The following is a 22,705-nucleotide window of genomic DNA, read 5'->3' on the forward strand; positions in this document are numbered from 1 at the left end:
TCAACGCTAGCCTGTGCAGGAATAGAAGGACCGATCCCATGCTTCCTGCGTCCACAATCTCGCGTTTTCGAAATGCGGCCCCGTTCGGCATCTCGCTTATTTTGCCGGTCTTGGTGATTGTCGCAGCAACGCAGGGCGGCTGGTTCCTGCTGCTGCCCCCTTTGGGCACGTGGTGGCTTTATGCGATTCTGGACGCGATCATCGGGCGCTATACCGAGAACGCGGACCCGACGACCGAGGACACAGACCTGTTCTGGTATCGCCTGATCACCATGATTTGGTTTCCGATCCAATTCGTCATGATCTATGGCATGATTTGGTACGTGAGCGGGGCCGAACATCTTTCGACTGCGGAAAAGTTTGGTGCCTTCTTTGGAGTCGGGGTTCTGTCGGGCACAGTCGGGATCGTTTACAGTCACGAGCTGATGCATCAATCCAATCGGTTCGAGCGCTGGTTAGGGGATCTGCTGTTGGCGACTGTGCTATACAGCCACTTCCGCACCGAACATCTTCTGGTTCATCACCCTTACGTGGGCACGACCCGCGATGCGGTGACCGCGCGTTATAATGAAGGCTTTCACCGTTTCTTTCTCCGCGTGCTGTTTGAAGCACCTTCATCGGCGTGGACGGCCGAAAAAGCCATGCTGGCGCGGCGCGGGCTTTCTGCTTTTGACCGCGCGAATCCATTCTGGCGCTATGGCACGTTGCAGCTTTTGGCGATCATCCTTGCGGTTTGGATCGGCGGCTGGATGGGGCTTGCGCTGTTCGCGTTCCAAGCCTTGGTGGCCATCTGGCAATTGGAACTTACGAATTATGTCGAGCATTACGGCCTGACCCGCAAACATCTGGGCGATGGGAAATACGAACGCGTCAAGCCGCATCACAGCTGGAACGCGGATCAGAAGGCCTCGAACTGGTTGTTGATCAATCTACAGCGTCATTCCGATCACCACTATAAGCCAGCCCGGCGTTTTCCGCTGTTGCAGACCTACCCCGATGCCGAGGCCCCGCAACTGCCCTTCGGTTATCCGGTGATGACGGTCGCCGCGATGATCCCGCCGATTTGGCGACGCGTAATGAACCCGCGCGTGCGGGCGTGGCGCAAGCTGCACTATCCGGAAATCACGGATTGGAGCGTATACAAGGCGGGAACGTTGCCACCTCCGGGGATCCGATAAATCAGCGGGACGCATCGCGTACCGCCCCCACGGGGCGGCGCGACTGCGCCACCCCTCGGATCGGCGCTTGCGTCGGTCTGTCTTACGCGACGTGGACGCTGCCTAAGGAAAGGTCACTGGCGCGTCGCCTTCGGCCCACACCGCATATTTCCGCATCACAAAGTTCAAGCGGTCGCTGGCCAAAAACGTCTCTAGCCAAGCGGAAACATGGCGCGTTGCCTCAGTGTCAAAGCGGGGTTTGTCGATATTTGCGAACTGACGAACAAAGGGCAGGGCGGCCAGATCGGCCAGCGTGGGGCGTGCACCAAAAAGCCATCCATCAGCCAGCTGATCCTCAAGCGTCGCAAGCATCTTCATCGCGTCGGCACGTGTCACATCGGGATCGCTGTCGGGGTGGCGCACGGCATATTTTGTCAGGTCCAACGCGCGTTTGAACGGGCCGTCGAACATTTGAATCAGATCGTGTCCTGCATCCGGCATGTTCAACAGATCCTCGGGATCAGATTGGCCCAGCGCCCATGTCATCACGTCCAAGCTTTCGTCCAAAACTCCTGAATTAGAGACTAAACAGGGTACCGTCGCGCTGGGCGAGGCATCCAGAAATGCGGCGGGTTTGTCGCGCAACAGGATCTCGCGCAGTTCAACGGGGACGCCGGCGCTGGCAATCGCCAGACGGGCGCGGATCGCATAGGGGCAGCGGCGGAAGGAATACAGGATCGGTTTCATACCCCCAGAAACCAAAAAAAACCCTGCCTAACAAGTAGGCAGGGTCAGTCAGGTTGTGCTGTGGCGGCGGGCCACAGGCACAGGCGGTACCTGATGATGCGGGCGCGTCTGATGCGCGCGCCGCAAATTCTTTAATTGCAGAGAGTTTGGTCTAGTTCATTTCCGCGCGGATCTGCTGGCGCAGCAGGTCAATCGGAGCTTTCTTTCCGTCCTGCTTGAAGTGCCAATAGGTCCAGCCATTGCAGCTGGGCGCGCTTTCCAGCGCAGCACCCACCTGGTGGATCGAGCCACGGGCATCGCCGGAAATCAAGGTGCCATCCGCACGAACCTTGGCGGTTTTACCACGCGGGCTGGTCAGAACCTCGCCCGGACGCAGCATGCCGCGTTCGACCAACTGGCCAAAGGGCACGCGCGGTTCAGCGCGTTTCGACGGCGTGGTGGTCAGGGCTTCTTTGTCGAACTTGCGCACTTTCGAGATGCGCTTTTCAGCAACCTTGCGGTAAGCCTCTTCCCGTTCGATGCCGATGAAGTCGCGGCCCAGCATTTTTGCAACCGCACCTGTGGTGCCGGTGCCAAAGAACGGATCAAGGATCACATCGCCGGGGTTGGTCGCACCGACCAGAACGCGATGCAGCAGGGCCTCGGGTTTTTGGGTCGGGTGTGCTTTGTCGCCATTTTCGTCTTTCAGGCGCTCGTGGCCTGTGCAGATCGGCAGAACCCAGTCAGAACGCATCTGAACACCTTCGTTCAGCGCCTTTAGGGCTTCATAGTTAAACGTGTATTTCGCGCCTTCGGATTTCGAGGCCCAGATCATCGTTTCATGCGCGTTGGTGAAGCGCTTGCCGCGGAAGTTCGGCATTGGGTTGGATTTGCGCCAGACCACATCGTTCAGGATCCAATAGCCCTGATTTTGCAGCTCGGCACCCATGCGGAACACGTTGTGATAGGATCCGATGACCCAGATTGCACCGTTGGGCTTCAGAACACGACGCGCGGCCTTCAGCCATGCGCGGGTGAACTGATCATATGCTTTGAAACTGTCGAATTGATCCCACTCGTCATCTACGGCGTCGACCTTCGAGTTGTCGGGGCGGTGAAGTTCGCCTTTCAACTGCAAATTATAGGGCGGATCCGCGAAGATCATATCAACCGAGTTTTCGGGAAGGGAATTCATCACCTCGATGCAGTCGCCATCAAGGATCTGGTTCAGGGGCAGCTCTACAGCCGCCTTTACTTTGGTTTTGGTTACCATTTCTGCCTCATGTACCGGCGCATTTTGCGCTCTATCAGCGGCGTGTTTTCACGCTCGTTTTGATGAGGTCAGGATCGGGCAAACAGGATTCCCCGTCAAATTCTTTTTTGAATCAGCAACTTACATTTTACTGTTGATACAAGATATTGTGGACCGGTTTGAATGAACGTCTATGGTGTGGGGTCACACCAAGATTTTGCAGCGCCAATCTGTGGCTTTTTGACGGGTATCCTGCGTTCGTCTCCCAGCCATAGCCGGGGAACTGTTGCGCCAAATCCACCATGATCCGATCGCGGGCAATCTTTGCCACGATCGATGCGGCGGAAATCGACACGGAACGCGCGTCGCCCTTCACGATCGTTTCGGATGGGCCGGTAAACCCACGGGGGGTCTGGTTTCCGTCGATCAGCAAATAGTCCGCCTGTTGCGACAGCCCGGCGACAGCACGCTCCATTGCCAGATGGCTGGCGCGCAGGATGTTCAGCTCGTCGATTTCTTCGACCGAGGCATGGGCGATGCACACACAGGCCCTGTCGTGGATCGTATCCCACAGCGCCTCGCGCCGTTTGGCGGACAGCTTCTTGGAATCATTCAGCCCCTCGGGGATATCATCGGGGTTCAGAATGACGGCGGCGGCTGTGACGGGGCCGGCAAGCGGACCGCGCCCAACCTCGTCCACGCCGGCAATATATTGAAAGCCGCGATTTATCGCGGCGGTTTCGAAACTGAAATCAGGAACGGTTTTTGTCATTCTATTGAGGTGGCCCAAACTGCCCGACCCCGCAAGCAAAAAGGACAGAGGCCGAAGCCTCTGCCAAGTGACAGCGGGTCAACTTTTAACCGAAGGTGTCGATCCCGCTGAGAACGGCGCGTGGAGGTGAAGGGACCGGGCGCCGCTGTTCAAAATGTCTTAGTGGTTCTGGGCCGCGCGATATCCACGAGCTCTTAGGCATTTTGGCCGATAGCCATGGCGCTGTACGAAGACGCCCTTGCGATTGCGTATGACCACGGATTTGGCGCAGGTCGACGGCAGCTCATGCGCAAAGGCAAAGTTTTTTTGCAGGCAACGTCGCGCAAACAATTTCTGTCGGCCAGTTTGTGTTTTGAAAGTGCGAAGGCAATGTGCTGGCAGCTTATGGAATTTGCTGACTTTCGGCGGCTTGGGGCGGTGTGGCTTCGGGAATGTCGGCATTGGCGTGTGTACGAAATGGTCGCCGCCAGCAGACGGTTTGTCATCACCAGATAGAATCACGCCCAAGGTGACCAGACCCAAAAGGGCGGCGATAATCGCTGCGCTGTCATCCCCGGACGAATCGTTGCGTGCTTGTGCCGGGGAAAGGGTCAGCGTGGCAGCTACGGCGGCGCTGAGAGCCAGTTTGATAATAGTACGAGGCATTGCGGTGCGGATCATGGGATCATCCTTTCTGTTGGATCAGCGCAAGTAGGCGCTTGTCATGAACCCAACATGGGGATCAGCCCTAAAGACAGGCAATAACGGGCGATTGCTATAGCCTATCAATGCCTCAGACCGGGGTTTGTTATTGAATAACCGGCCCCCGCACCGCATGGTCGACACATGATGAAACATACCGCACTCACTCTCCTCCTTATGCTCATGGCATCGACGGCGCAGGCCGCATGCTATGCAGACTACAAAGCCAAACGGGATGATCCGCTCAAGCTTCACTATGGTGTGATCGAGCTGTCGGACGACGCTTGCGATGATCACGAAACTGCGCATCGGCAGATAAGTGACCGTCTTGCTGGAAATGGCTGGTCCCTTTTGAAAGTCCAATCCATATTCGACGATACAGGTCTTGAGGAAAGGAAAGAGAGTGCCGGAAAATTCTTCCTTCGCTTCTGATGCGTTGAAGCGGTCGAATCGTGTGATGGTCATCGGGATCGCGGCAATTGTCGTGATCCTTTTGGTGGCTGCGGTCTTTTTGTTTCTGACCCTGCCTGACGCCAACGCGTTTAATATGAGGGTCGAACGAATCTTTGTCGAAAATGACGGTCTGAATTCAGGCGCCGAGATCAAACTGCTTGAGATCCTGGCGCAGTCTGGAACGGCGTTTTCCGACACGTTGACCAGCTATCGCATGGTGATTTTCGTTCTGTTGGTCTTTTCGACGGCGTTGCTGGTGGCGGCGCTGTTGTTCCTGTTGACCATTTTGGGCTTGAACCGCCGCATGAGCGAGATCGAGCGTGCAGGCATTCAAGTGAACTCGCTTCTGATCAGTCGTGAAGAGCGCACCGTATATCTGAACAATATGGAATTCTCGCTGACCGAAGCTGCGATCGAAACGCTGTCGGCCTTGGCCGAGGCGCGAATGGATGAAGATGTTTTGTCTGGGTCCGAGCTTGAGGGGCTGATTTCCGGTCGTGATCCGTCAGAATGCGACGAGGCCGCAGGCGCGACCCGCATCAAACGTCTGCGCGACGCGCTGGGCAATCAATTGATGAGCGAGCTTTTGGTGAAAACCATCACGCGCCGCGGCTATATGCTGTCGATTGATAAAGACGTCATCCGGATGATCTGACGCTTTAATGCGTTCCGCGCAGAACCAGCTCGGTTTTGACCAGAATCATCTCGTTCGACTTTTCGGGTGTCTCAAGACGCCGGTTTAGCAGCTCGATAATGGCGTCTACGGATCTGTCGATGGGATTCATTACCGTCGTCAGATCAAAGGACGGCCAGCGCGCCATATCGATATCGTCAAAGCCAACGATGGCGATCTGGTCTGGCACCTGCCAGCCCATCTCTTTCGCGGCGGTCAGTGCACCGATGGCGGTGGCATCATTGGCGCAAATCAACGCGTCGGGCCTGTGGTTGGACAACAGCCGCATTCCAGCATCAAAGCCGCCATCCACAGTGAAATCCCCGTCTTCTTCGGCCATCAGCTCTCGCCCGGCCTGCGCCAATGCCTGTACAACGCCGTTGCGTCGCTGGGTCGACGAATAATACGCCCTTGGTGCCGAGATATAGGCGAATTTCTTGCGACCCTGCGCAATCAGAAACTCGGTCATAGACCGCGTGCCGTCGGCATTCCGACAGCAGACATTGTCAACGCCATCAATGTCGACCGGGCGCCCGGACGAGATCATGGGGATCCCGATCTTGGCGCATTGCAGCACCAGATCTTCAGGCATGCTGCCGCCGCGCAGAATCATGGCGTCCAACGGATAGCGCAACACATCTTCGACCGCCGTGCTGGCCTGTGCGCCGCTGCCATCGATCAGGATCGGCCATTTCCCCAGCGCATTCAGGCGGCCAACCAGGTGGCCGACAAAGGCAGTGTCATACGGGCTGCGCATATTGCCGACGAAGATCGCCACCAGATGGCTGCGCCCACCCTGAAGCCCGGCGGCCAGCGCGTTGGGTTGATACCCCAGCTCTAGCGCGACCTGTCTGATTCGCACCCGTTTTTCGCTGTCCAGATACGCGCCGTCGGTGAATGCACGCGATACGGCGGACCGCGAAACACCTGCCGCATCGGCCACCATTTGCGCTGTGACACGCTTCTTTTGCTCGGGTTTTTCGTCGAAATCGCTCATGCCTGCCCTGATGATCCAGCCGCTATCTTTTTGTCAACATGATAGAAAAGTTTGACAGAACTGTTACACGTATAAAGTATGTGAACACGTGTGCACAGTCCGTGCATACCTGAAAATGACGCGAATCGATCAGCCCCAATAAGAGTTGGCGATCGGTGCACGTGTTCTGACAGGGTGGAATAGAATTCGGAGACCCGAGATGACTAAGATGAAACTTAGCGCGGCAGCTGCCGCCGTAGCGATGATGGCAAACACTGCGTTTGCTCAGACTGAAATCACCTGGTGGCACGCAATGGGCGGCGCGCTGGGCGAAACCGTTAATAAAATTGCGGAAGATTTCAACGCAAGCCAGAGCGACTATAAAATCACGCCTGTTTTCAAAGGCACATATGAAGAAACCCTGACCGCTGGCATCGCGGCATTCCGTGCTGGTGAACAGCCCAACGTGCTGCAGGTGTTTGACGCCGGCGCGGCCACCGTGATTGGTGCAAAAGGCGCGACCGTTCCGGTTCAGGATCTGCTGACCGACAATGGCGTTGCTTTCGACATCAACGACTATATCTCGGGCGTGCGCTATTTCTATGCGGACAGCGATGGCAAAATGATCGGCATGCCGTTCAACTCGTCCTCGCCGATCATGTATTACAACATGAACGCGCTGGAAAAAGCTGGCGTAACCCCGCCGAAAACCTGGGAAGAGTTCCAGACCGTTACGGCTCCTGCATTGAAAGACGCCGGATATACCGGTCTGTCGCAGTCGCACCTGCCCTGGATCTTCACCGAAAACTTCATGTCGCGCCACGACCTGCCGTTCGCCACGAACAACAACGGCTATGACGGCACCGACACCCAGATCCTGGTAAACAACGACGCCATCAAAGCCCACTTCACTGCTGTGGCTGATTGGAAGGACAAAGGTTACTTCGAATGGTTCGGCACCGGCTGGGGCGACAACCAGACCCCGTTTGAAGAAGGCAAAGTTGCCATCTGGCTGGGATCGTCGGGTTCGTTCGGCGGCCTGTCGAAAAAAGATCTGCCGTTTGAATTTTCAGCAACCTATCTGCCGTATTGGGAAGCTGTAACCAAAGAGCCGAAGCAGACCTTCATTGGTGGTGCATCGCTGTTCGCGATGGCTGGCAAATCGGCCGAAGAAAACAAAGCAACCGCTGCGTTTTTCGAATTCCTGACCTCGCCTGAAACCCAGTATTTCTGGCACAAAGACACCGGCTATGTTCCGATCACCGAAGCCGCTTATGAACTGGCAAAATCGGACGGTCACTATGACCGTATGCCGGCAGCCGAAGTTGGCATCCAGCAGCTGTCATTGCCTGCAGGTGACAACACCAAAGGTTATCGCATGGGCTTCTATGTTCAGATCCGTGACGTGATGAACCGTGAATACGGCCGCATCCTGACGGGTGAAACCTCGGTTGAAGACGCATTCGCGAACATCGAAACCGAAGCCAACGCTCTGCTTGCCAAGTTTGCAAAAACGCAAAAATAAGCAAGACTAGAGACTATCAGGTGGTCGCGATCCGTCGCGGCCACTCTTACGATCCGATGGGAGGTTCCCCTTGAAACGTGCCGGTTTTACCACGCGCTGGTTGCCCATATTGCTGTTGCTTCCACAACTGCTGATTATCTTCGTGTTCTTCTATTGGCCCGCAGGACACGCGCTGCATTCATCCTTCTTCCTGCAAGACCCGTTTGGGTTTGGATCGACCTTTGTGGGCCTAGACAACTACCGCGACTTGGCCGGTAACAAAGAATATATGCGGATCGCCCGCTTTACGTTGCTGTTCACGCTGTTGGTCACGTTCTTCTCGCTGGCTTTCGCGCTTCTTCTGGCGGTGAAAGCGGACAATGTTTTGCGCGGCGCCAAGACGTATCGCACGCTTCTTATGTGGGTCTATGCCATCGCCCCGCCTGTTGCAGGTTTCATCGGCCTGATCATGTTCGACCAAAGCTGGGGTCCGCTGACACGCTTCCTGCAAAGCATTGGCTGGGATTTCACGCTGGGTGTAAATTTCCGCGACACCGCCACCGCCATGGTGATCGTGTCGGTTTGGAAACAAGTACCGGTGAACTTCATTTTCTTCCTGTCTGGTCTGCAATCCATCCCGCGCTCGGTGCGCGAGGCGGCGATGATCGACAACCGCTCGGCCGCAGGGCGCTTCTGGGATGTGACCTTCCCGCTGCTGGCCCCGACCGGGTTCTTCCTTCTGATCACCAACATCACCTATTCGCTGTTCGAAACCTTTGGCACGATCGACGTGCTGGTGAAAGGCGAGCCGGGCAACAACCCGATGACGCTGGTCTACAAGGTGTATGTGGACGGGTTCCGCGGTAATGACCTTGGCGGTAGCTCGGCGCAATCGGTGGTGCTGATGGTGCTGGTGCTGGCCTTGACAATCTTCCAGTTCCGACTGGTCGAACGCCGTATTCATTATACGTAAGGGGACGCAGATATGACTGACATTACCCAAGCCCCGCCTCGCCGTCGCATCCGTTGGAGCGTCCTTCTGGACCATGCGATCCTGATCTTCGGGTCGCTGTTCATGCTGCTGCCTCTGCTTGTGGTGTTTCAAATGACCACGATGCCGGATGTAGAAGTCATCAAAAACGGCCCCCAATTGAAGCTTGGGGGCGAGTTAGGGCCGAATTTCGACAAAGCCATGTACAAGGCGTCGGGCTTTTCCGGTCTGAATACAGGCACCCGAATGCTGTATAACTCGTTTGTGTTGGGCATCGGCTTTGCCGTCGGCAAAATCGTTCTGGGCATGATGGCTGCTTATGCGCTGGTCTATTTCCGCCTGCGCTTTGCCACGCTTGCCTTCTGGCTGATCTTCACCACGCTTCTTCTGCCGCTTGAGGTCCGTATCCTGCCGTCCTACGAAGTGGTGCAGAAAATGGGCATGCTGAACAGCTTCAACGGGTTGATCATTCCGCTGATTGCCTCGGCCACAGCGACGTTCTTTTTCCGGCAGTACTTCCGCTCGATCCCGGAAGAACTGGTGGAAGCCGCGCGCATTGATGGCGCCGGCCCGGTGAAGTTCTTCATCGATATTCTAGTGCCGCTGTCCAAGACCATGATCGCCGCGATGTTCATCATCATGTTCGTCTTCGGCTGGAACCAGTACCTGTGGCCCACCATGATCACCACGGACGAGGACATGTACACGCTGGTGCGCGGGATCAAGCAGATCACGCAGGATCTGGAGGGCACCAATATCCCCGAATATGGCCGGGCAAACCTGCTGGCGCTGATCGCCATCCTGCCCCCGGTTCTGATCGTCATTTTCTTCCAAAACTGGTTCGTTAAGGGCCTCACGGAATCCGACAAGTAAGGAAAACAACAATATGGCTCAGGTCAAACTTGATGCGGTGCGCAAGGTCTATCCCAATGGCTATCAGGCTGTTGTGCCCACCAGTTTTCAAATCGAAGACGGCGAGTTCGTCGTGCTTGTCGGACCGTCTGGCTGCGGGAAATCGACCCTATTGCGCATGATTGCGGGGTTGGAAGATATCACCGAGGGCACGCTGTCCATCGGTGGCCACGCTGTGAATGACGTGGATCCGGCGGATCGTGACATCGCGATGGTGTTCCAGAACTATGCGCTTTATCCGCATATGACCGTGCGCAAGAATATCGGCTACGGGCTGAAAAACCGAAAGGTTCCGGCGGCCGAGATCGAAGCGAAGGTACAGGAAGCGGCCAAGATGCTGAACCTGACCGAGTATCTGGATCGCAAGCCCAGCCAATTGTCTGGCGGTCAGCGTCAGCGCGTCGCGATGGGCCGTGCTGTTGTGCGCGACCCGAAGCTTTTCCTGTTTGACGAACCCCTGTCGAACCTGGACGCCAAGCTGCGCAACCAGATGCGGATCGAGATCAAAGCCCTACAGCGGCGTCTGGGCGTGACCTCGGTCTATGTGACGCATGATCAGGTTGAAGCCATGACCATGGCCGACCGCATCATCGTGCTGAATGAAGGGAAAATCGAACAGATCGGCACCCCGTCCGAGATATATCACAACCCCGCCTCGACCTTCGTTGCGTCCTTCATGGGCGCCCCTCCGATGAACCTGATCCGCGCGCAGATCGAAGACGGGCAGGTCAAGATCAATGGCGGGACCGAGCTGATGGCCGTGCCTGCCGGGTGGGACAGTGGCGAGATCACGCTTGGCGTGCGGCCCGAGGACGCGGTTCTGGATCATTCGGGTGCCGTCCCGTTCGAGATCTCGATCGTCGAGGAACTGGGCGCGCATCGGTTGCTGCACGGCGAGATGGCAGGCCAGCCCTTCACAGTTCATGTCTCGAAAGAGGTCGACATTCAGCCGGGTCAGACCCGTTTGACGCTGAACCCATCCACCCTGTCCCTGTTCGACGCCGAAAGCGGCAAAACGCTATGATCACCAAGACAGTAGGCACGCTGCCCGCCGTTCCTTCGGATGTGCGGGCGCAAATCTTTGCGGCCCCACGCACAGCCGAGGCGCATCGCGACCTCTTGTCTACCCTGCCAGCCATGAATGCGGTGCAGGTTGGCGGTGTGGCCTCGTCCGCGGTGCTTCCCGCGTCGTTCTCGGTTGCTGCATGGAACGTCGAACGGTGCCTGTTCCCGCAGGAAACCGCTGAACACCTTTCCGACATTTCCCCGCAGGTCGTGCTGTTGTCCGAGGTCGACCACGGCATGGCCCGCACTGCGCAACGGCACACGACAGAAGAAATGGCGACCGCACTGGGCATGACCTATGCTTTCGGGGTCGAGTTCCATGAACTGGACCTTGGCGGCCCGACCGAGCGGCACTTTTGCACCGATGACTTCAACGCGCTGGGCTGGCATGGCAATGCCATCCTGTCGGCAGTTCCGTTTGAACGTGTCTGCATGATCCGGCTGGACGATCACGGGCATTGGTTCGCGGCGGACAGTGGTGCTGCAGATCCCGACCAGCCGCGCGTTGGCGGGCGGATGGCCTTGGCGGCTGTCGTCCCCACCGACGCGGGTCCGCTTTGCGTTGTGTCCACCCATCTGGAAAGCAATGCGAGCGCGCCGCATCGCCATGCGCAGTTCGAACGCCTTCTGGATCAAATCGACGCCTTCGCACCGGGCATGCCAGTATTGATCGGCGGGGATCTGAATACGGGCAATCACCTGCCTCCGAATTTCGACTGGAAAGACGAAACTTTGTTCGATTTGGGCAGGGATAGAGACTATTCGTGGGATTTCACAGCCGAAGGACCAACAACGCGCCCCAGCCTGATCACGCCGCACCCAGACCGGGTTATGAAGCTGGATTGGCTGGCCGGGCACGGTATTTCGCCACTTGCAACGGGCGTCCTGTCATCGCTCAGCAAGGACGAGAAACCCTTGTCAGACCATGATTGCGTGTGGACGCGATTGCAGATGAAAGCGTAGCCGCGATAACAGAAACGTCTGTGCCGAGCGAACCTTAGCTTTGCTCTTGTGAACTAGCGAGGCGATAAGGGGATTAAATGTCGCTGCGGACATCCTGCACCCACGCAACGATCTGCTGACGGACTTCGGGGTCCATCTGAATTGCATTGGGCGGGGGCATGGCGTGTGTCCGCCCGGCTTGCAGATAGATCTGGTCTGCGTGGCGGGCGACGTCTGATTGGGTTTCCAGCACAACGCCTTTAGGCGGCCAATGCATGCCTTCCCATGACGGTTCGCGGGCGTGGCACATCGAGCAATTTCCGACCACAGCGTAATACGCATCTTCGAAGTGTTCCGAGGATGCGTATTTCTGTTCGTACGGGGTCAGCGGGCGGGCCTCGGCTTCGTCATAGGTATCCATGCCGGGCACGGTTGACAGCCACGCGATGATAATCATCAGGATCGCCGTCACCGCCCATGTCCAGTTCGGCCCTTTGCCGGTGCGGTGCATGGTGTTGAAATAGTGGCGGATGGTGACGCCGGTCAGGAAAATCAGGCTGGCGATGATCCACGCGTACTGGGTCGCGAAGGCCAGCGGATAGTGGTTCGACAGCATCAGGAACACGACTGGCAGCGTCAGATAGTTATTATGGGTCGAACGCACCTTGGCGATCTTGCCGTATTTGGCATCCGGCGTGCGGCCGTTCTTCAGGTCGTCTACAACAATGCGCTGGTTGGGCATGATCTGGAAGAACACATTGGCGGTCATGATCGTCGCGGTGAAGGCCCCCAGATGCAGCAGCGCTGCGCGGCCCGTGAAAATCTGGTTATAACCCCAGGACATCGCCACAAGGATCACAAACAGAAGCAGCATCAAAAGCGTCGGATTTTCGCTGAGCTTGGATTTGCACATCTGGTCATAGAGCAGCCAGCCAATGGTCAGCGACCCGCCCGAGATCACGATCCCCTGCCACAGCGCCAGATCGGCCTTGGTCGGGTCCAGCAAGAACAGCTCGCCCCCGACCCAATAGACGATCATCAACAGCGCAGCCCCCGACAGCCATGTCGAGTAGCTTTGCCATTTATGCCAGGTCAGATGCTCGGGCATTTCTGACGGAGCGACCATATATTTGACCGTGTGATAAAACCCGCCTCCGTGGACCTCCCACTCTTCCCCGTGGGCACCCTCGGGCAAGGCGGGGTTGGGCTTCAGCATCAAATCCAGCGCGATGAAATAGAAAGACGCTCCGATCCACGCCATCGCCGTCACAACATGAAGCCAGCGCACACAAAACGCGATCCAGTCCCACAATACCGCCATATCGTACATGTTCGCCCTCCGTCAGCGTCGGTCAAAACTGCCCGGCTTGGGGGTGTTTGTCCAGCCGTATCACCGACGGTGCAAATGCGCGAAAACACGGGTCAGGCGCGTGGGGCGTTCATTATAATGGTGCTAGGCTGACACCTGCGGGGTGCAGGATCGCAATGTCAGGTGCGGGGCGGAAATCCAGATCGATCCGACAATCATAGGCTTGCGACAGGGTGCTGCTGTTCAGCACGTCGCGGGTGTCCCCGGCGGCAAGAACTCGACCGTTTTTCATGATGATCACGCGGTCGGCATATAGGCCGGTCAGGTTCAGATCATGCATTACTGCGATCACGCCGCCGCCTGCTTGGGCGAAGTCGCGGGCGATGTCCATCACTTGGATTTGATGAGCAATATCTAACGCGGCAACCGGTTCGTCCAGATAGAGCCAGCGGGGGGCACCGTCCAGCATCGGCTCCCAGACCTGACACAACACGCGGGCTAGTTGGGCGCGCTGTTGCTCGCCGCCTGACAGTTCCTGATAATACCGCCCTTCATAGCCCGCCAGACCAACGCGGGCCAATGCGCGTTCAGGCAGCCTGTCATCTTGGGCCGAGGTGCCGGACATCAGGCCAAGACGGACAACCTCGATGACCGTGAAGGGGAAGGCCAGCGGGGTGGCTTGCGGAAGCACGCCACGCAAAGCGGCCAGTTTCCACACCGGCAAATCGGTTACATCGGCGCCGTTCATCTGAATTGTGCCGCCGTGATCGACATCCCCGGTCAGCGCCCGCAGAAGCGTGGTTTTGCCCGAGCCGTTTGGACCGACAATGGCAGTCAACTGGCCGGGGTAGGCCGCGAAGTCGACATTGTGCAGGATCTCTTTCCGACCCAGTTGGACCGTGATGTTAAGTGCGTCAATCATAGGGTCACATGTCCAGAACGCCGCGCGCGCGTAGCAAGATCCACAGGAATACGGGCGCACCCAGAACTGCGGTTACGATCCCGATGGGCAGCTCGGCCGGGGCGATGATGTTGCGGCTGATCACGTCAGCGCCCAGCAGAAGTGAAGCACCAAGAAGGGCGGCGTTTGGCAGCAGATAGCGGTGGTCTGGCCCGATCGACAGGCGCAGCAGATGCGGCACGACGATGCCGATGAACCCAATCCCGCCCGAAACAACAACCGCGGCACCCGTTGCAGCGGCAACTGACAGGATCGCCACCGATTTCACACGTTGAATATTAACGCCAAGATGCCCGGCGGCGGCTTCGCCCAAGGCCAGCCCGTTCAGGCCACGCGCCAGAAAGGGCGCTACGGCCAGTGCCGCGCAGATAATGGGTGTTGCTGTCAGGACTTTTGACCATGTTGCACCGGCCAAGGATCCCATGCCCCAGAAGGTCAGATCGCGCAGTTGCTGGTCATTGGCTTTGTATACCAAGATACCCGAGACAGCGCCCGCCAGCGCCCCCAATGCGATCCCAGCCAGAAGCATTGTTGCGACCGAGGTCCGGCCCTTTCGGGTCGCCACGCGATACAACAGCAGGGTCGAGGCCCAACCGCCGAGAAATGCCGCGACGGGTACAAGGTAGTATCCCAGAAGGCCTGCCAGAGCGACGGGCAACATCCCACCCAGAACGATGCCGGAAATTGCCCCAAGGCCTGCACCAGCGCTGACTCCGACAAGGCCGGGATCAGCAAGCGGGTTGCGAAACAGCCCCTGCATTAGCGCGCCCGATACGGCCAGAGACGCGCCGACCAGTATCCCCAGAACCATCCGGGGTAGGCGAATATCCAGCAAGACCACCCGGTCGCTGATCGAGACCTCATGACCCAGGCTGATTTGCGCAAGCACCCGGAAGGGTGAAACGCCGGTCGCGCCATAGGTCAGGCTGACAACGCACATCAGAGCCAGAAGTCCAATCTGCGCCCAGATCATGCGCTGCGCACGCTGGTTGCGGTCGATGTAGCCCACGCTTGCCGCGGGCTTCCCACCGTCAATCTGGATGTCGGCGACGGCCATGATCAGCTCTCGCCAGCTTGCAGGTCATCGAGGTTTTTGCGCAGGTCGGCGACCGCATTCGCAGTGCGCGGACCGAAGCCCAGCAGATATGACCCGCTCATGGCGATGAGGGCTTTGTTCTTGCCTGCGGGTGTCAAGCTGAGGGCCGGGTGTGCCCACAGGTCTTCGGATGTGGCGCCGTGATTGGCACTGTGGGACATCATCAGCACGACGTCCGGGGCCGAGGTGACAATCGCCTCATCGGTCAGAGTGCGGTATTCAGTGAATTCCTGTACGGCATTTACGGCACCAGCCATCTTGATAATGCCGTCCGCGCGGGTGTTCAGGCCCGCGACATTCAAGCGACCGCCGGGCATTGACAGGACAAACAGCACGCGCGGTTTGTAATCCGCGTTGGACGCCGCCTGAATGGCTTGCTCCAGTTCTGCCTCAAGCTGGGCAACGAGCGCGGCACCCTTCTCCTCGACACCAAGGGCCTGCGCCACGGTGGTCACGCGGGTCAGGATGCCCTCGGCGTCATAGCCTCCGGGAACCGGAACGAAGGGGATTTGCGCCTCGCCCAACAGCTCGATAGTCTCGGCCGGTCCCGAGCCGGGTTCGGTCAGGATCAGGTCGGGATTGACCGACAGGATGCCCTCGGGGGACAGTCTGCGCATATAGCCGACATCGGGCAGCTCTTTCGCGGCGGCGGGGAAGCTGGATGTCGTGTCGCGGGCCACCAAGCGATCTTCTTCACCAAGCGCATAGACGATTTCTGTCACGGCGCTGCCAACGGACACGACGCGGTTTGCGTCAGGGTACCGTTCTTGCGCGTGGACCGGCAAGGCGACGCAGATCAGGGTGGCAAGAAGGCAGATCTGCGTGCTGCTGTGCAGAAATTTTCCCAGACGCAAAGGGCGGAAAAGATAGGTCATGATACGGTTCCTTTGCTGGGCAGGGCCGACAGGATGTCTTTCCAGACAACAGCGTTTTCCTCAGAAGCTCGCCGATAGGGGAAGATTTGCAGGATGATGCGGCCCTCGGCGTCGAAAGCTTCCAGCGAAAGGGCTTCACCACCATGGGCGAACTTGCGGACGGCATAGATCTCGGCGATGTGGTCCGAGCGCAGATGCATGTCAAAGCGTGGATCCAAGACGTTGAACCACGGACCCATCGTTTTCAGGTTCTCGCAGGGGCCGCCATGGATCTGAATACAGCCCCGGTTACCAACGAAGATCATGACGCCAATGCCGGTCTCGGCGATCTTTTCGAACGCCTGCTCAACCGTTCCGGAGGCCAGACGGCGCACATAGGGTTCGCCCGCGATCCGGTAAGAGCCCAGACGGTTCATTTTCAGCTTGGACAGTACTTTCTGAAACTGATGCGTATCCGTCATCTGATCCCATTCGGCACGCAGTTGATCGGCCTTGGCTGGATCTGCATGCGGCGCTTCAGGTTCGCCCTTCTCGCGCAGGTCCAGAGTGTCGCTTTGCGTATCGAGACGCAGCGCCTCGACGACCCCATCCCATGCACCTTGGTCTGACGTGTCACGCAGATGGATCTTATGCACCGCGTCGCCAACGCCGTTGAAGATCTGGATCGACCGCCGTACGCCCGCATCAGTTTCCTTTTCGACGGCGAAGGCGTGTTCCCAGAACTTTGGGAAGATCCGCAGATCAATTTCGGCATCAAGGATCATCGCAGCATGTTTGCCGGTGTGATAGTTATTGTAAGTGCCGACCCGTTCAATCACGCACGAGGGGTTGCGGGTCAGGGCCATCACCTCGCCCAGCTTCTCGGCTTGGGGCATGATGTTGTCGGGATGTGCGTCGATCACGGTAACGCCATGACCGACATGGGCGGCCACCAGATCAGCTTCTGAAATACCAAGGGAATCGGCAAAGTCGCGATCCCGCATCTTAGGGTTTTCCGCACGTTTTTCGCGGATGGTTGCGGCGGTGGGCTTCTGAGTGTCCAGCATGAGCGTCCTTTGGATCTGCGCGTCTTGCTGGGGCGGTGCCTTGGCTGGAGCATCGGGAGTTTTGCTCGTTTTGTTGTAGTTGACAAAATTAGTCAAGTTAAATAGTTGGCCCTTTAGAAGGGTTAATTCGACGCAAGCTTTCGGCCAGCGACTCGGTTTTTTGGCACAATCGAAGGAAAGCTTGTGATGAGAATTTCACGTAATACCGTCCTACTTGGGACGGTCGCATTGGCCGCCGTTTTGGCAACGCCAACTTACGCGCAGGAAGAAGAAAGCGCTGGATTTCTGACCCATCTTGGTCAGATCATTTTAGGCATCGGGGCCGAGAAGGTCGCCATTGACGCCCCTCAGGCCGTCACGGTTATTGATGAAGAAGAGATCGAACAGGAAGCCCCTGACACAATCGGCGATATTGTCGAGAACGTACCCGGTGTAACCACCGTAGGATCGGAAAGTTTCTTTGGCGAAAGCCTGAACATCCGCGGTATTGGCGCAGGTAGCTCGGCCGACGAGCCAAAAATCGTCATGACCATTGATGGCGTCAAAAAGTACTTCGAGAAGTACCGCATGGGGTCGATGTTCACCGACCCCGTGTTCTTTAAACGCGTAGAGGTTCTGCGCGGACCGTCCAGTTCGACGCTTCATGGTGCAGGTGCGATCGGTGGTGTGATTGCCTCGGAAACCAAGGACGCTGCAGATTTCATAAAGGAAGACGGCGACCCCTTCGCGTTCTTCCAGAAGCTGGAATACAAAACAAATAGCGGCTTGTGGTCATCGACATCGGTTATGGCCTTCCGACCGTCCGAAGATCTGGACTTTATGATCGGATATAACCGCAAGGGCGGTGAGAATGCGAAAGACGGTGGGGGTGTTGATATCCCCGGAACGAATGGGTCGCTAGGATCGCTTGTTGCAAAAGGGACCTATTATTTCGGTGATGCCCGCGAACACTCGATCGAGGCATCATATCTTTCTGCGCGCACGGTACGTGATGACGCCCCTTACAACGAAACGGACTCTACATTGAGTTGGGGAACTGTAGATCGGAAGATTCACGACACAACAGCCTATCTGAAGTACGGATACGATTCTGCCGCGAGCGATCTGATCGATCTGTCGGTTCAGCTTTCCTATAGTGATACTACGGTTAAAGAGAGCGACGCAAAGGGTACTTTCATCGCGCCTGCGAATTATGCCTATGAATCGTGGACCTTGAAGGTCGAAAACGAGGCAGAATGGAGTGGTGCAAGTTACGAGAACTTCCTGACTGCTGGGATCAGCTATTCTAACCAATATCGTCAGGCTGAAATATCTGAACCTTGGGCATCGCCATTTGGTGGCCCACCCGTCATGCCAGGGGACGAGTTTTTATACCATCCGCAGGCTGCTACTAAGACGCTCAGCCTTTATGCGCAGAACGAGTTCATCTGGGATGACCGTCTGACAGTGATTGCAGGTGGCCGCATCGACAAACAGGAAACTGTGCCGACCACAGGCACGCCTGCCACTGCGACGCTGCAGAATACGAGCAAGACGGGTACGGCGGCCACGCTGGCTGCGCACTACAAGTTGAACGAGAGCTGGGCTGTGTTTGGATCCGCATCGTACACCGAACGCCTTCCCACCGTGGACGAAATCTATGACCAAGGATCGTTCTCGCCGCGCCCGCCCTCGTTTGGTCTGGGTAATGAAACTTCGCGTAATTTCGAAATTGGGTTTTCCTATCAGAACAGCGATGTTTTCCAGTCTGGCGACCAATTGTCATTCAAAACTGTTGCGTTCCGGAACAACATGGATGGGCAGATCGTTACCAATCCAAGAGCTGTACCAGGTGGATCGGAGCCAGGAAAAATCAACCTTGGGGCAACGCGTATTGAGGGGCTCGAAGTCGAAGCCGCCTATGACAGCGAAAAGGTCTTCGGATCGCTGGCGTATTCGAAGCTGAATGGCCGAAACCTGTCGATTGCGCCGGATGCCGCTAACGCTGACCTCGCGAATGTCCTGCCAGCAGAAAATCTGTCTTTGACTTTGGGCTACCGCCCTGTGGATACGGTCAAACTGAGCTGGCGCGTTTCGCACTCAAATATCGTGAACTATCAGCATTTCGACCGTACGCGACGCGGCTATGTGCCAGCAACTTCACCTGCCCACACCACTCATGATCTTTTCGCAAGCTGGAAACCCGATCAGGGTGCGCTTGAAGGGGCAGAGCTGCGCCTTGGTGTGCACAACATCTTCGACCTCGACTACAACACGCACCTTATGTCGAGCGGCACCAAAAAGACTGGTCGTCAGATCAGCCTAAGCATCAGCAAAACTTTCTAAGAGGGTAACATGATCCGCCATTGCATTTCGACCGGTTTCAAGAGTCCGTTGGTCTCTACAATTTTATTGTGGAGTGCTGTGGTGGGGCCGGCATTGGGGCAAACCCCTGTGCCGGCAACCTCCCCCGAAGGGGGCGAACTCTCCATCGAGCTGAACAGCACTGAAACGATGTCGTCTGGCTGTCGTTTGACGTTCATGGCGGTGAACACTACCGGCGCCGATCTGGGGCAGGTCGTGCTTGAGACGGTACTGTTTGGCAAGGATGGCGCGGTTATCACGCTGTCTTTGTTCGACTTTCAGGATTTGCCAATTGCCAAGCCACGAGTGCGGCAGTTCGACATGGCAGGGCAAAGCTGTGATGGGGTTGGGCAGATCCTGATCAACGGAATTGATACTTGCGAGGGCAGCAGCGCCGAGGCTTGCCAAAGCGCCCTGAAGCTAACCAGTCGTATTGAAGTAGAGGTACAGGGCTAATGGAGCTTTTGTCGAGCATTCAGGCGCATCTATCTGAGTTCATTGAGCTTGGGGGCCCGGTGGTTGCCGTTCTTCTGGCCATGTCGGTTCTGTCACTGGCGACCGTAATTTACAAAGTGGCTCAATATCGCGCCCAAGGGGTCGGACGGCGTAAGTCGCTGGAGACCGCATTGCGGGCCTGGGATCTTGGCAATGACAAACAGGCGTTTTCCGACGCAGGCGTCAGCCGCAATCACTTGAAGTCCTACGTGTTGGAAGCCATGGAACAGGCCGCGGCTGGCGACAACTCCGCGCTGGCGCAGCGATTGGTGTCCCGCTCGGAAGAAAGCCTGACCCGACTGGAAAAGGGCTTCCGCCTGCTGGACACGATTGCGCAAGTCGCCCCGTTGCTGGGCCTGTTCGGCACGGTTCTGGGCATGATTGAAGCATTCCAAAAGCTGCAGAATGCAGGATCCGCCGTGGACCCCAGCATTCTGGCAGGCGGCATCTGGGTTGCACTGATGACGACGGCCGTTGGCCTGGCGGTTGCCATGCCGACACAGCTGTTCTTAACATGGCTCGAAACGCGTATTTCGGACGAACGTGTGTTTGCAGACAAAGCAATTCACATGGTTCTGTGCCGCACGAAAGAGCTGGACCATGCCGCGTAAAACAAGGTTTCGTCGGGGGCGTCTGACACTGACGTCCCTGATTGATGTAATCTTTCTGCTGTTGCTGTTCTTCATGCTCAGCTCAACCTTTACCCGATTTGCCGAGGTGAATTTGACGCAGGCAGGACAGGGGGGCGTCGGGGCAAACGAAGAGGTCAAGACCCAATTCGTACGGCTGAATAAAAACGGTGTGACGCTGAACGGGGATCCCATCGATTTTGCGGCGCTGACGCCGGATTTGATTTTAGCCAAAGGTGACGCGACGGGCCGCGGATTTCTGTCGATTGGACCAGAGGTTCAGGCTCAGCTATTCGTTGACGCCTTGGCGCGAATGCAAGCCGTACCAGAATTTGAAGTTGTGGTGCTGCAATGAGGCGTCGCTCCGTTGAAAGGCGTAAAGCCGAGCCTACGATAGCCCTGATCAATGTGGTGTTTCTGCTTTTGGTGTTCTTCCTAATTGCCGGGCAACTTAGCCCGCCGATGGATCAGGATATCAAACTTGCTTCAGTCAAGGATCTGACATCCACGCAAGCACCTGATGCTTTAGTGATCGATCAGGACGGGGCTCTATCCTATCAAGGTGTGCCGATAACGCCGGAAGCCTATTGGGACGAACACCCCCAATCTAAATTGGCAGATGACGAAGAAGTTCCGCAGAGCAAGCGCTTGCGGTTGGTGCCTGATCGTCGCGTGCCTGCTGTGACGCTGCTGGGTGTTGCCAACGAGCTGCGCAAGCTTGGTGCGCGTGATATCTGGATTGTGACCCAGCGCGGTCTGGACGACGAGGGCTGATTAATGCGCAGGTATATTTTTGCGATCTTAGCGATGCTGATCTCGGCTGGTGTGCATGGGTTGGGATTTGGTCTGCGCGCAGGGCCAGCGCCTCTCGAGATCGAGGGCGGTGCGCTCGGTTCTGTCGCGCGATTGGGAAACAGTTTCGCCGATATGACGCAGGGAACGATGTCTCCGGTCACGACCAAGCCGGATGTAATGCCAACAACTGAACCGGTTCAAACCGCAACGCCTGTGCAGACAACCACGCCTGTGCGTGCAACGGTCCCGATACCGACCGAGGCGGTCGATCCAAGCAAAGTAGCACCCGTGCAGACGGCAAAATCCCCAGTTGCTGTCGCGCCGGCGCCGGTGGCAAGGCCAGCGGAAAAACCGGTTGTGAAACCCACTCCGAAAGAGCGACCGAAACCACGTCGGGAGCAGGAAAAAACACAACAACCGCCGAAACCCGCCGCTAGTGCTGCGCGAAAGGGCGGTAATTCCGAAACGCGAACTGGTCAAGAGGATGGAAAGGCCAGCGCGCCAAATGTGCAGGCTAGCCGCAAGGAAGGGCATAGCGGTCAGGCCGGCAATGCTGCGGCCTCGAACTATCCTGGGAAGGTCATGCGCAAGCTTCAACGGGTGCGTAAACGCGGACGCGAACGTGGCCGGGCGGTTGTGGGATTCTCGATCGCAGCTTCTGGTGCTGTCGCCAAGGTCTGGCTGCGGCGGTCGTCTGGAAATGCCAAATTGGATGGTGCGGCGCTCAAACATGTGCATCGTGCCGCGCCCTTTCCTGCGCCACCTAAAGGGGCACAGCGTCAGTTCAGCTTCGAATACATCAGAGAATAGGGGCATTGACGTTGCTGCGAGCGTTCTCAATTGCATCAGGGGAACACGGCCAACTTGGTATCGTGCCCAGGCCTAGCGGCACGTTATGTGCGGCATTGCCGCCTGAAGAGATGGGCAGGTAAGAAACGAGATCAAACCCGAGTTGGCCGCACTAACTGCATTTTCTGAGCTATCCCTCAGTGGGATATGGACAATGCGGGCGCGGGTTTGTTGGATATCGCTGGGGCTTTTTTCTTTTTTCT

Annotated in this window: 24 protein-coding genes; 14 read left to right on the forward strand and 10 right to left on the reverse strand. The window is 57.2% G+C overall.

The annotated features are described in order from the left end of the window. Window positions 1–38 precede the first annotated feature (38 nt). Window positions 39–1,178: an alkane 1-monooxygenase gene (locus tag FIL88_RS13095; RefSeq protein ID WP_142854326.1), complete on the forward strand. Its 1,140-nt coding sequence runs from the start codon at window positions 39–41 to the stop codon at window positions 1,176–1,178. Between the two features lie 102 nt (window positions 1,179–1,280). On the opposite strand, the gene FIL88_RS13100 is transcribed toward FIL88_RS13095, so the two are convergent. From FIL88_RS13100 to FIL88_RS13115, 4 genes are all read right to left on the reverse strand, one after another. Beyond that, complete coding sequence (locus FIL88_RS13100; protein ID WP_142854327.1) at window positions 1,281–1,904, reverse strand: glutathione S-transferase; 624 nt, start codon at window positions 1,902–1,904, stop codon at window positions 1,281–1,283. A 151-nt stretch (window positions 1,905–2,055) separates the two neighbouring features. Next, complete coding sequence (locus FIL88_RS13105; RefSeq protein WP_142854328.1) at window positions 2,056–3,156, reverse strand: site-specific DNA-methyltransferase; 1,101 nt, start codon at window positions 3,154–3,156, stop codon at window positions 2,056–2,058. Between the two features lie 127 nt (window positions 3,157–3,283). Then, on the reverse strand, window positions 3,284–3,907 hold the full coding sequence (locus tag FIL88_RS13110; protein ID WP_142854329.1) for a ribonuclease HII: 624 nt from the start codon (window positions 3,905–3,907) through the stop codon (window positions 3,284–3,286). A 159-nt stretch (window positions 3,908–4,066) separates the two neighbouring features. Further along, entirely contained in the window at window positions 4,067–4,567 is a 501-nt protein-coding gene (locus FIL88_RS13115; RefSeq protein WP_142854330.1) for a hypothetical protein, read from the reverse strand. Window positions 4,568–4,732: 165 nt separating this feature from the next. Here FIL88_RS13115 and FIL88_RS13120 point away from each other — a divergent pair, with 165 nt between their 5' ends. Together FIL88_RS13120 and FIL88_RS13125 are read left to right on the forward strand one after the other, a co-directional pair. Then, entirely contained in the window at window positions 4,733–5,020 is a 288-nt protein-coding gene (locus tag FIL88_RS13120; RefSeq protein WP_322788900.1) for a hypothetical protein, read from the forward strand. Then, window positions 4,992–5,696, forward strand: coding sequence for a winged helix-turn-helix domain-containing protein (locus FIL88_RS13125; RefSeq protein ID WP_142854331.1), 705 nt, complete (start codon window positions 4,992–4,994; stop codon window positions 5,694–5,696). Before FIL88_RS13120 ends, FIL88_RS13125 begins: the two co-directional genes overlap by 29 nt. A gap of 4 nt (window positions 5,697–5,700) precedes the next feature. Here the strand turns inward: FIL88_RS13125 and FIL88_RS13130 are convergent, their stop codons facing one another. Next, window positions 5,701–6,711 (reverse strand): LacI family DNA-binding transcriptional regulator, encoded by a 1,011-nt coding sequence (locus FIL88_RS13130; protein ID WP_142854332.1) that lies wholly within the window; start codon window positions 6,709–6,711, stop codon window positions 5,701–5,703. Window positions 6,712–6,910: 199 nt separating this feature from the next. Here FIL88_RS13130 and FIL88_RS13135 point away from each other — a divergent pair, with 199 nt between their 5' ends. The 5 genes from FIL88_RS13135 (at window position 6,911) to FIL88_RS13155 (ending at window position 12,125) form a co-directional block, all read left to right on the forward strand. Next, complete coding sequence (locus FIL88_RS13135; protein WP_142854333.1) at window positions 6,911–8,215, forward strand: extracellular solute-binding protein; 1,305 nt, start codon at window positions 6,911–6,913, stop codon at window positions 8,213–8,215. Window positions 8,216–8,285: 70 nt separating this feature from the next. After that, window positions 8,286–9,167: an ABC transporter permease subunit gene (locus FIL88_RS13140; RefSeq protein ID WP_142854334.1), complete on the forward strand. Its 882-nt coding sequence runs from the start codon at window positions 8,286–8,288 to the stop codon at window positions 9,165–9,167. Window positions 9,168–9,179: 12 nt separating this feature from the next. Further along, window positions 9,180–10,058: an ABC transporter permease subunit gene (locus FIL88_RS13145; protein WP_142854335.1), complete on the forward strand. Its 879-nt coding sequence runs from the start codon at window positions 9,180–9,182 to the stop codon at window positions 10,056–10,058. 13 nt (window positions 10,059–10,071) lie between these two features. After that, window positions 10,072–11,121 carry an ABC transporter ATP-binding protein gene (locus FIL88_RS13150; RefSeq protein ID WP_142854336.1) on the forward strand — a complete coding sequence of 350 codons (1,050 nt, stop codon included), beginning with the start codon at window positions 10,072–10,074 and terminating at the stop codon, window positions 11,119–11,121. Further along, complete coding sequence (locus tag FIL88_RS13155) at window positions 11,118–12,125, forward strand: endonuclease/exonuclease/phosphatase family protein (RefSeq protein WP_185960944.1); 1,008 nt, start codon at window positions 11,118–11,120, stop codon at window positions 12,123–12,125. The genes FIL88_RS13150 and FIL88_RS13155 overlap by 4 nt, the downstream gene beginning before the upstream one ends. A 73-nt stretch (window positions 12,126–12,198) precedes the next feature. On the opposite strand, the gene FIL88_RS13160 is transcribed toward FIL88_RS13155, so the two are convergent. From FIL88_RS13160 to FIL88_RS13180, 5 genes are all read right to left on the reverse strand, one after another. Continuing rightward, window positions 12,199–13,434: a urate hydroxylase PuuD gene (locus tag FIL88_RS13160; protein ID WP_142854337.1), complete on the reverse strand. Its 1,236-nt coding sequence runs from the start codon at window positions 13,432–13,434 to the stop codon at window positions 12,199–12,201. A 112-nt stretch (window positions 13,435–13,546) separates the two neighbouring features. Then, on the reverse strand, window positions 13,547–14,335 hold the full coding sequence (locus tag FIL88_RS13165) for a heme ABC transporter ATP-binding protein (RefSeq protein ID WP_142854338.1): 789 nt from the start codon (window positions 14,333–14,335) through the stop codon (window positions 13,547–13,549). Window positions 14,336–14,339: 4 nt separating this feature from the next. Continuing rightward, on the reverse strand, window positions 14,340–15,431 hold the full coding sequence (locus FIL88_RS13170) for a FecCD family ABC transporter permease (RefSeq protein WP_142854339.1): 1,092 nt from the start codon (window positions 15,429–15,431) through the stop codon (window positions 14,340–14,342). A gap of 2 nt (window positions 15,432–15,433) precedes the next feature. Continuing rightward, a complete protein-coding gene (locus FIL88_RS13175; protein ID WP_142854340.1) occupies window positions 15,434–16,345 on the reverse strand; it encodes a heme/hemin ABC transporter substrate-binding protein in 912 nt (303 codons plus the stop codon). Next, window positions 16,342–17,391, reverse strand: a complete 1,050-nt coding sequence (locus tag FIL88_RS13180) for a hemin-degrading factor (protein ID WP_142854341.1) — start codon at window positions 17,389–17,391, stop codon at window positions 16,342–16,344. Before FIL88_RS13180 ends, FIL88_RS13175 begins: the two co-directional genes overlap by 4 nt. 186 nt (window positions 17,392–17,577) lie before the next feature. On the opposite strand from FIL88_RS13180, the gene FIL88_RS13185 reads away from it, so the two are divergent. The 6 genes from FIL88_RS13185 (at window position 17,578) to FIL88_RS13210 (ending at window position 22,463) form a co-directional block, all read left to right on the forward strand. Beyond that, window positions 17,578–19,716 carry a TonB-dependent receptor domain-containing protein gene (locus tag FIL88_RS13185; protein ID WP_142854342.1) on the forward strand — a complete coding sequence of 713 codons (2,139 nt, stop codon included), beginning with the start codon at window positions 17,578–17,580 and terminating at the stop codon, window positions 19,714–19,716. 108 nt (window positions 19,717–19,824) lie between these two features. Beyond that, window positions 19,825–20,190, forward strand: coding sequence for a hypothetical protein (locus tag FIL88_RS13190; RefSeq protein WP_185960945.1), 366 nt, complete (start codon window positions 19,825–19,827; stop codon window positions 20,188–20,190). Next, window positions 20,190–20,840, forward strand: a complete 651-nt coding sequence (locus tag FIL88_RS13195; protein WP_142854344.1) for a MotA/TolQ/ExbB proton channel family protein — start codon at window positions 20,190–20,192, stop codon at window positions 20,838–20,840. Before FIL88_RS13190 ends, FIL88_RS13195 begins: the two co-directional genes overlap by 1 nt. Further along, the gene (locus tag FIL88_RS13200; protein WP_142854345.1) at window positions 20,830–21,213 is read left to right on the forward strand and encodes a biopolymer transporter ExbD; all 384 of its coding nucleotides are present in this window, start codon (window positions 20,830–20,832) and stop codon (window positions 21,211–21,213) included. The genes FIL88_RS13195 and FIL88_RS13200 overlap by 11 nt, the downstream gene beginning before the upstream one ends. Then, on the forward strand, window positions 21,210–21,632 hold the full coding sequence (locus FIL88_RS13205) for a biopolymer transporter ExbD (RefSeq protein WP_142854346.1): 423 nt from the start codon (window positions 21,210–21,212) through the stop codon (window positions 21,630–21,632). The genes FIL88_RS13200 and FIL88_RS13205 overlap by 4 nt, the downstream gene beginning before the upstream one ends. Before the next feature lie 3 nt (window positions 21,633–21,635). Continuing rightward, on the forward strand, window positions 21,636–22,463 hold the full coding sequence (locus tag FIL88_RS13210; protein WP_142854347.1) for a cell envelope integrity protein TolA: 828 nt from the start codon (window positions 21,636–21,638) through the stop codon (window positions 22,461–22,463). Window positions 22,464–22,705 lie beyond the last annotated feature (242 nt).

Origin of the sequence: Aliiroseovarius halocynthiae (assembly GCF_007004645.1) — a bacterium.
Taxonomy (GTDB): Bacteria; Pseudomonadota; Alphaproteobacteria; order Rhodobacterales; family Rhodobacteraceae; genus Aliiroseovarius; species Aliiroseovarius halocynthiae.

What these genes read in the sequence shown, in the direction of transcription:
- FIL88_RS13145 (WP_142854335.1), top strand. Translation starts at nt 9,180, where the DNA reads ATGACTGACATTACCCAAGCCCCGCCTCGCCGTCGCATCCGTTGGAGC.
- FIL88_RS13115 (WP_142854330.1), bottom strand. Translation starts at nt 4,567, where the DNA reads ATGATCCGCACCGCAATGCCTCGTACTATTATCAAACTGGCTCTCAGC.
- FIL88_RS13170 (WP_142854339.1), bottom strand. Translation starts at nt 15,431, where the DNA reads ATGGCCGTCGCCGACATCCAGATTGACGGTGGGAAGCCCGCGGCAAGC.
- FIL88_RS13160 (WP_142854337.1), bottom strand. Translation starts at nt 13,434, where the DNA reads ATGTACGATATGGCGGTATTGTGGGACTGGATCGCGTTTTGTGTGCGC.
- FIL88_RS13180 (WP_142854341.1), bottom strand. Translation starts at nt 17,391, where the DNA reads ATGCTGGACACTCAGAAGCCCACCGCCGCAACCATCCGCGAAAAACGT.
- FIL88_RS13150 (WP_142854336.1), top strand. Translation starts at nt 10,072, where the DNA reads ATGGCTCAGGTCAAACTTGATGCGGTGCGCAAGGTCTATCCCAATGGC.
- FIL88_RS13175 (WP_142854340.1), bottom strand. Translation starts at nt 16,345, where the DNA reads ATGACCTATCTTTTCCGCCCTTTGCGTCTGGGAAAATTTCTGCACAGC.
- FIL88_RS13095 (WP_142854326.1), top strand. Translation starts at nt 39, where the DNA reads ATGCTTCCTGCGTCCACAATCTCGCGTTTTCGAAATGCGGCCCCGTTC.
- FIL88_RS13210 (WP_142854347.1), top strand. Translation starts at nt 21,636, where the DNA reads ATGCGCAGGTATATTTTTGCGATCTTAGCGATGCTGATCTCGGCTGGT.
- FIL88_RS13200 (WP_142854345.1), top strand. Translation starts at nt 20,830, where the DNA reads ATGCCGCGTAAAACAAGGTTTCGTCGGGGGCGTCTGACACTGACGTCC.
- FIL88_RS13195 (WP_142854344.1), top strand. Translation starts at nt 20,190, where the DNA reads ATGGAGCTTTTGTCGAGCATTCAGGCGCATCTATCTGAGTTCATTGAG.
- FIL88_RS13185 (WP_142854342.1), top strand. Translation starts at nt 17,578, where the DNA reads ATGAGAATTTCACGTAATACCGTCCTACTTGGGACGGTCGCATTGGCC.
- FIL88_RS13155 (WP_185960944.1), top strand. Translation starts at nt 11,118, where the DNA reads ATGATCACCAAGACAGTAGGCACGCTGCCCGCCGTTCCTTCGGATGTG.
- FIL88_RS13165 (WP_142854338.1), bottom strand. Translation starts at nt 14,335, where the DNA reads ATGATTGACGCACTTAACATCACGGTCCAACTGGGTCGGAAAGAGATC.
- FIL88_RS13110 (WP_142854329.1), bottom strand. Translation starts at nt 3,907, where the DNA reads ATGACAAAAACCGTTCCTGATTTCAGTTTCGAAACCGCCGCGATAAAT.
- FIL88_RS13120 (WP_322788900.1), top strand. Translation starts at nt 4,733, where the DNA reads ATGATGAAACATACCGCACTCACTCTCCTCCTTATGCTCATGGCATCG.
- FIL88_RS13130 (WP_142854332.1), bottom strand. Translation starts at nt 6,711, where the DNA reads ATGAGCGATTTCGACGAAAAACCCGAGCAAAAGAAGCGTGTCACAGCG.
- FIL88_RS13135 (WP_142854333.1), top strand. Translation starts at nt 6,911, where the DNA reads ATGACTAAGATGAAACTTAGCGCGGCAGCTGCCGCCGTAGCGATGATG.
- FIL88_RS13205 (WP_142854346.1), top strand. Translation starts at nt 21,210, where the DNA reads ATGAGGCGTCGCTCCGTTGAAAGGCGTAAAGCCGAGCCTACGATAGCC.
- FIL88_RS13105 (WP_142854328.1), bottom strand. Translation starts at nt 3,156, where the DNA reads ATGGTAACCAAAACCAAAGTAAAGGCGGCTGTAGAGCTGCCCCTGAAC.
- FIL88_RS13100 (WP_142854327.1), bottom strand. Translation starts at nt 1,904, where the DNA reads ATGAAACCGATCCTGTATTCCTTCCGCCGCTGCCCCTATGCGATCCGC.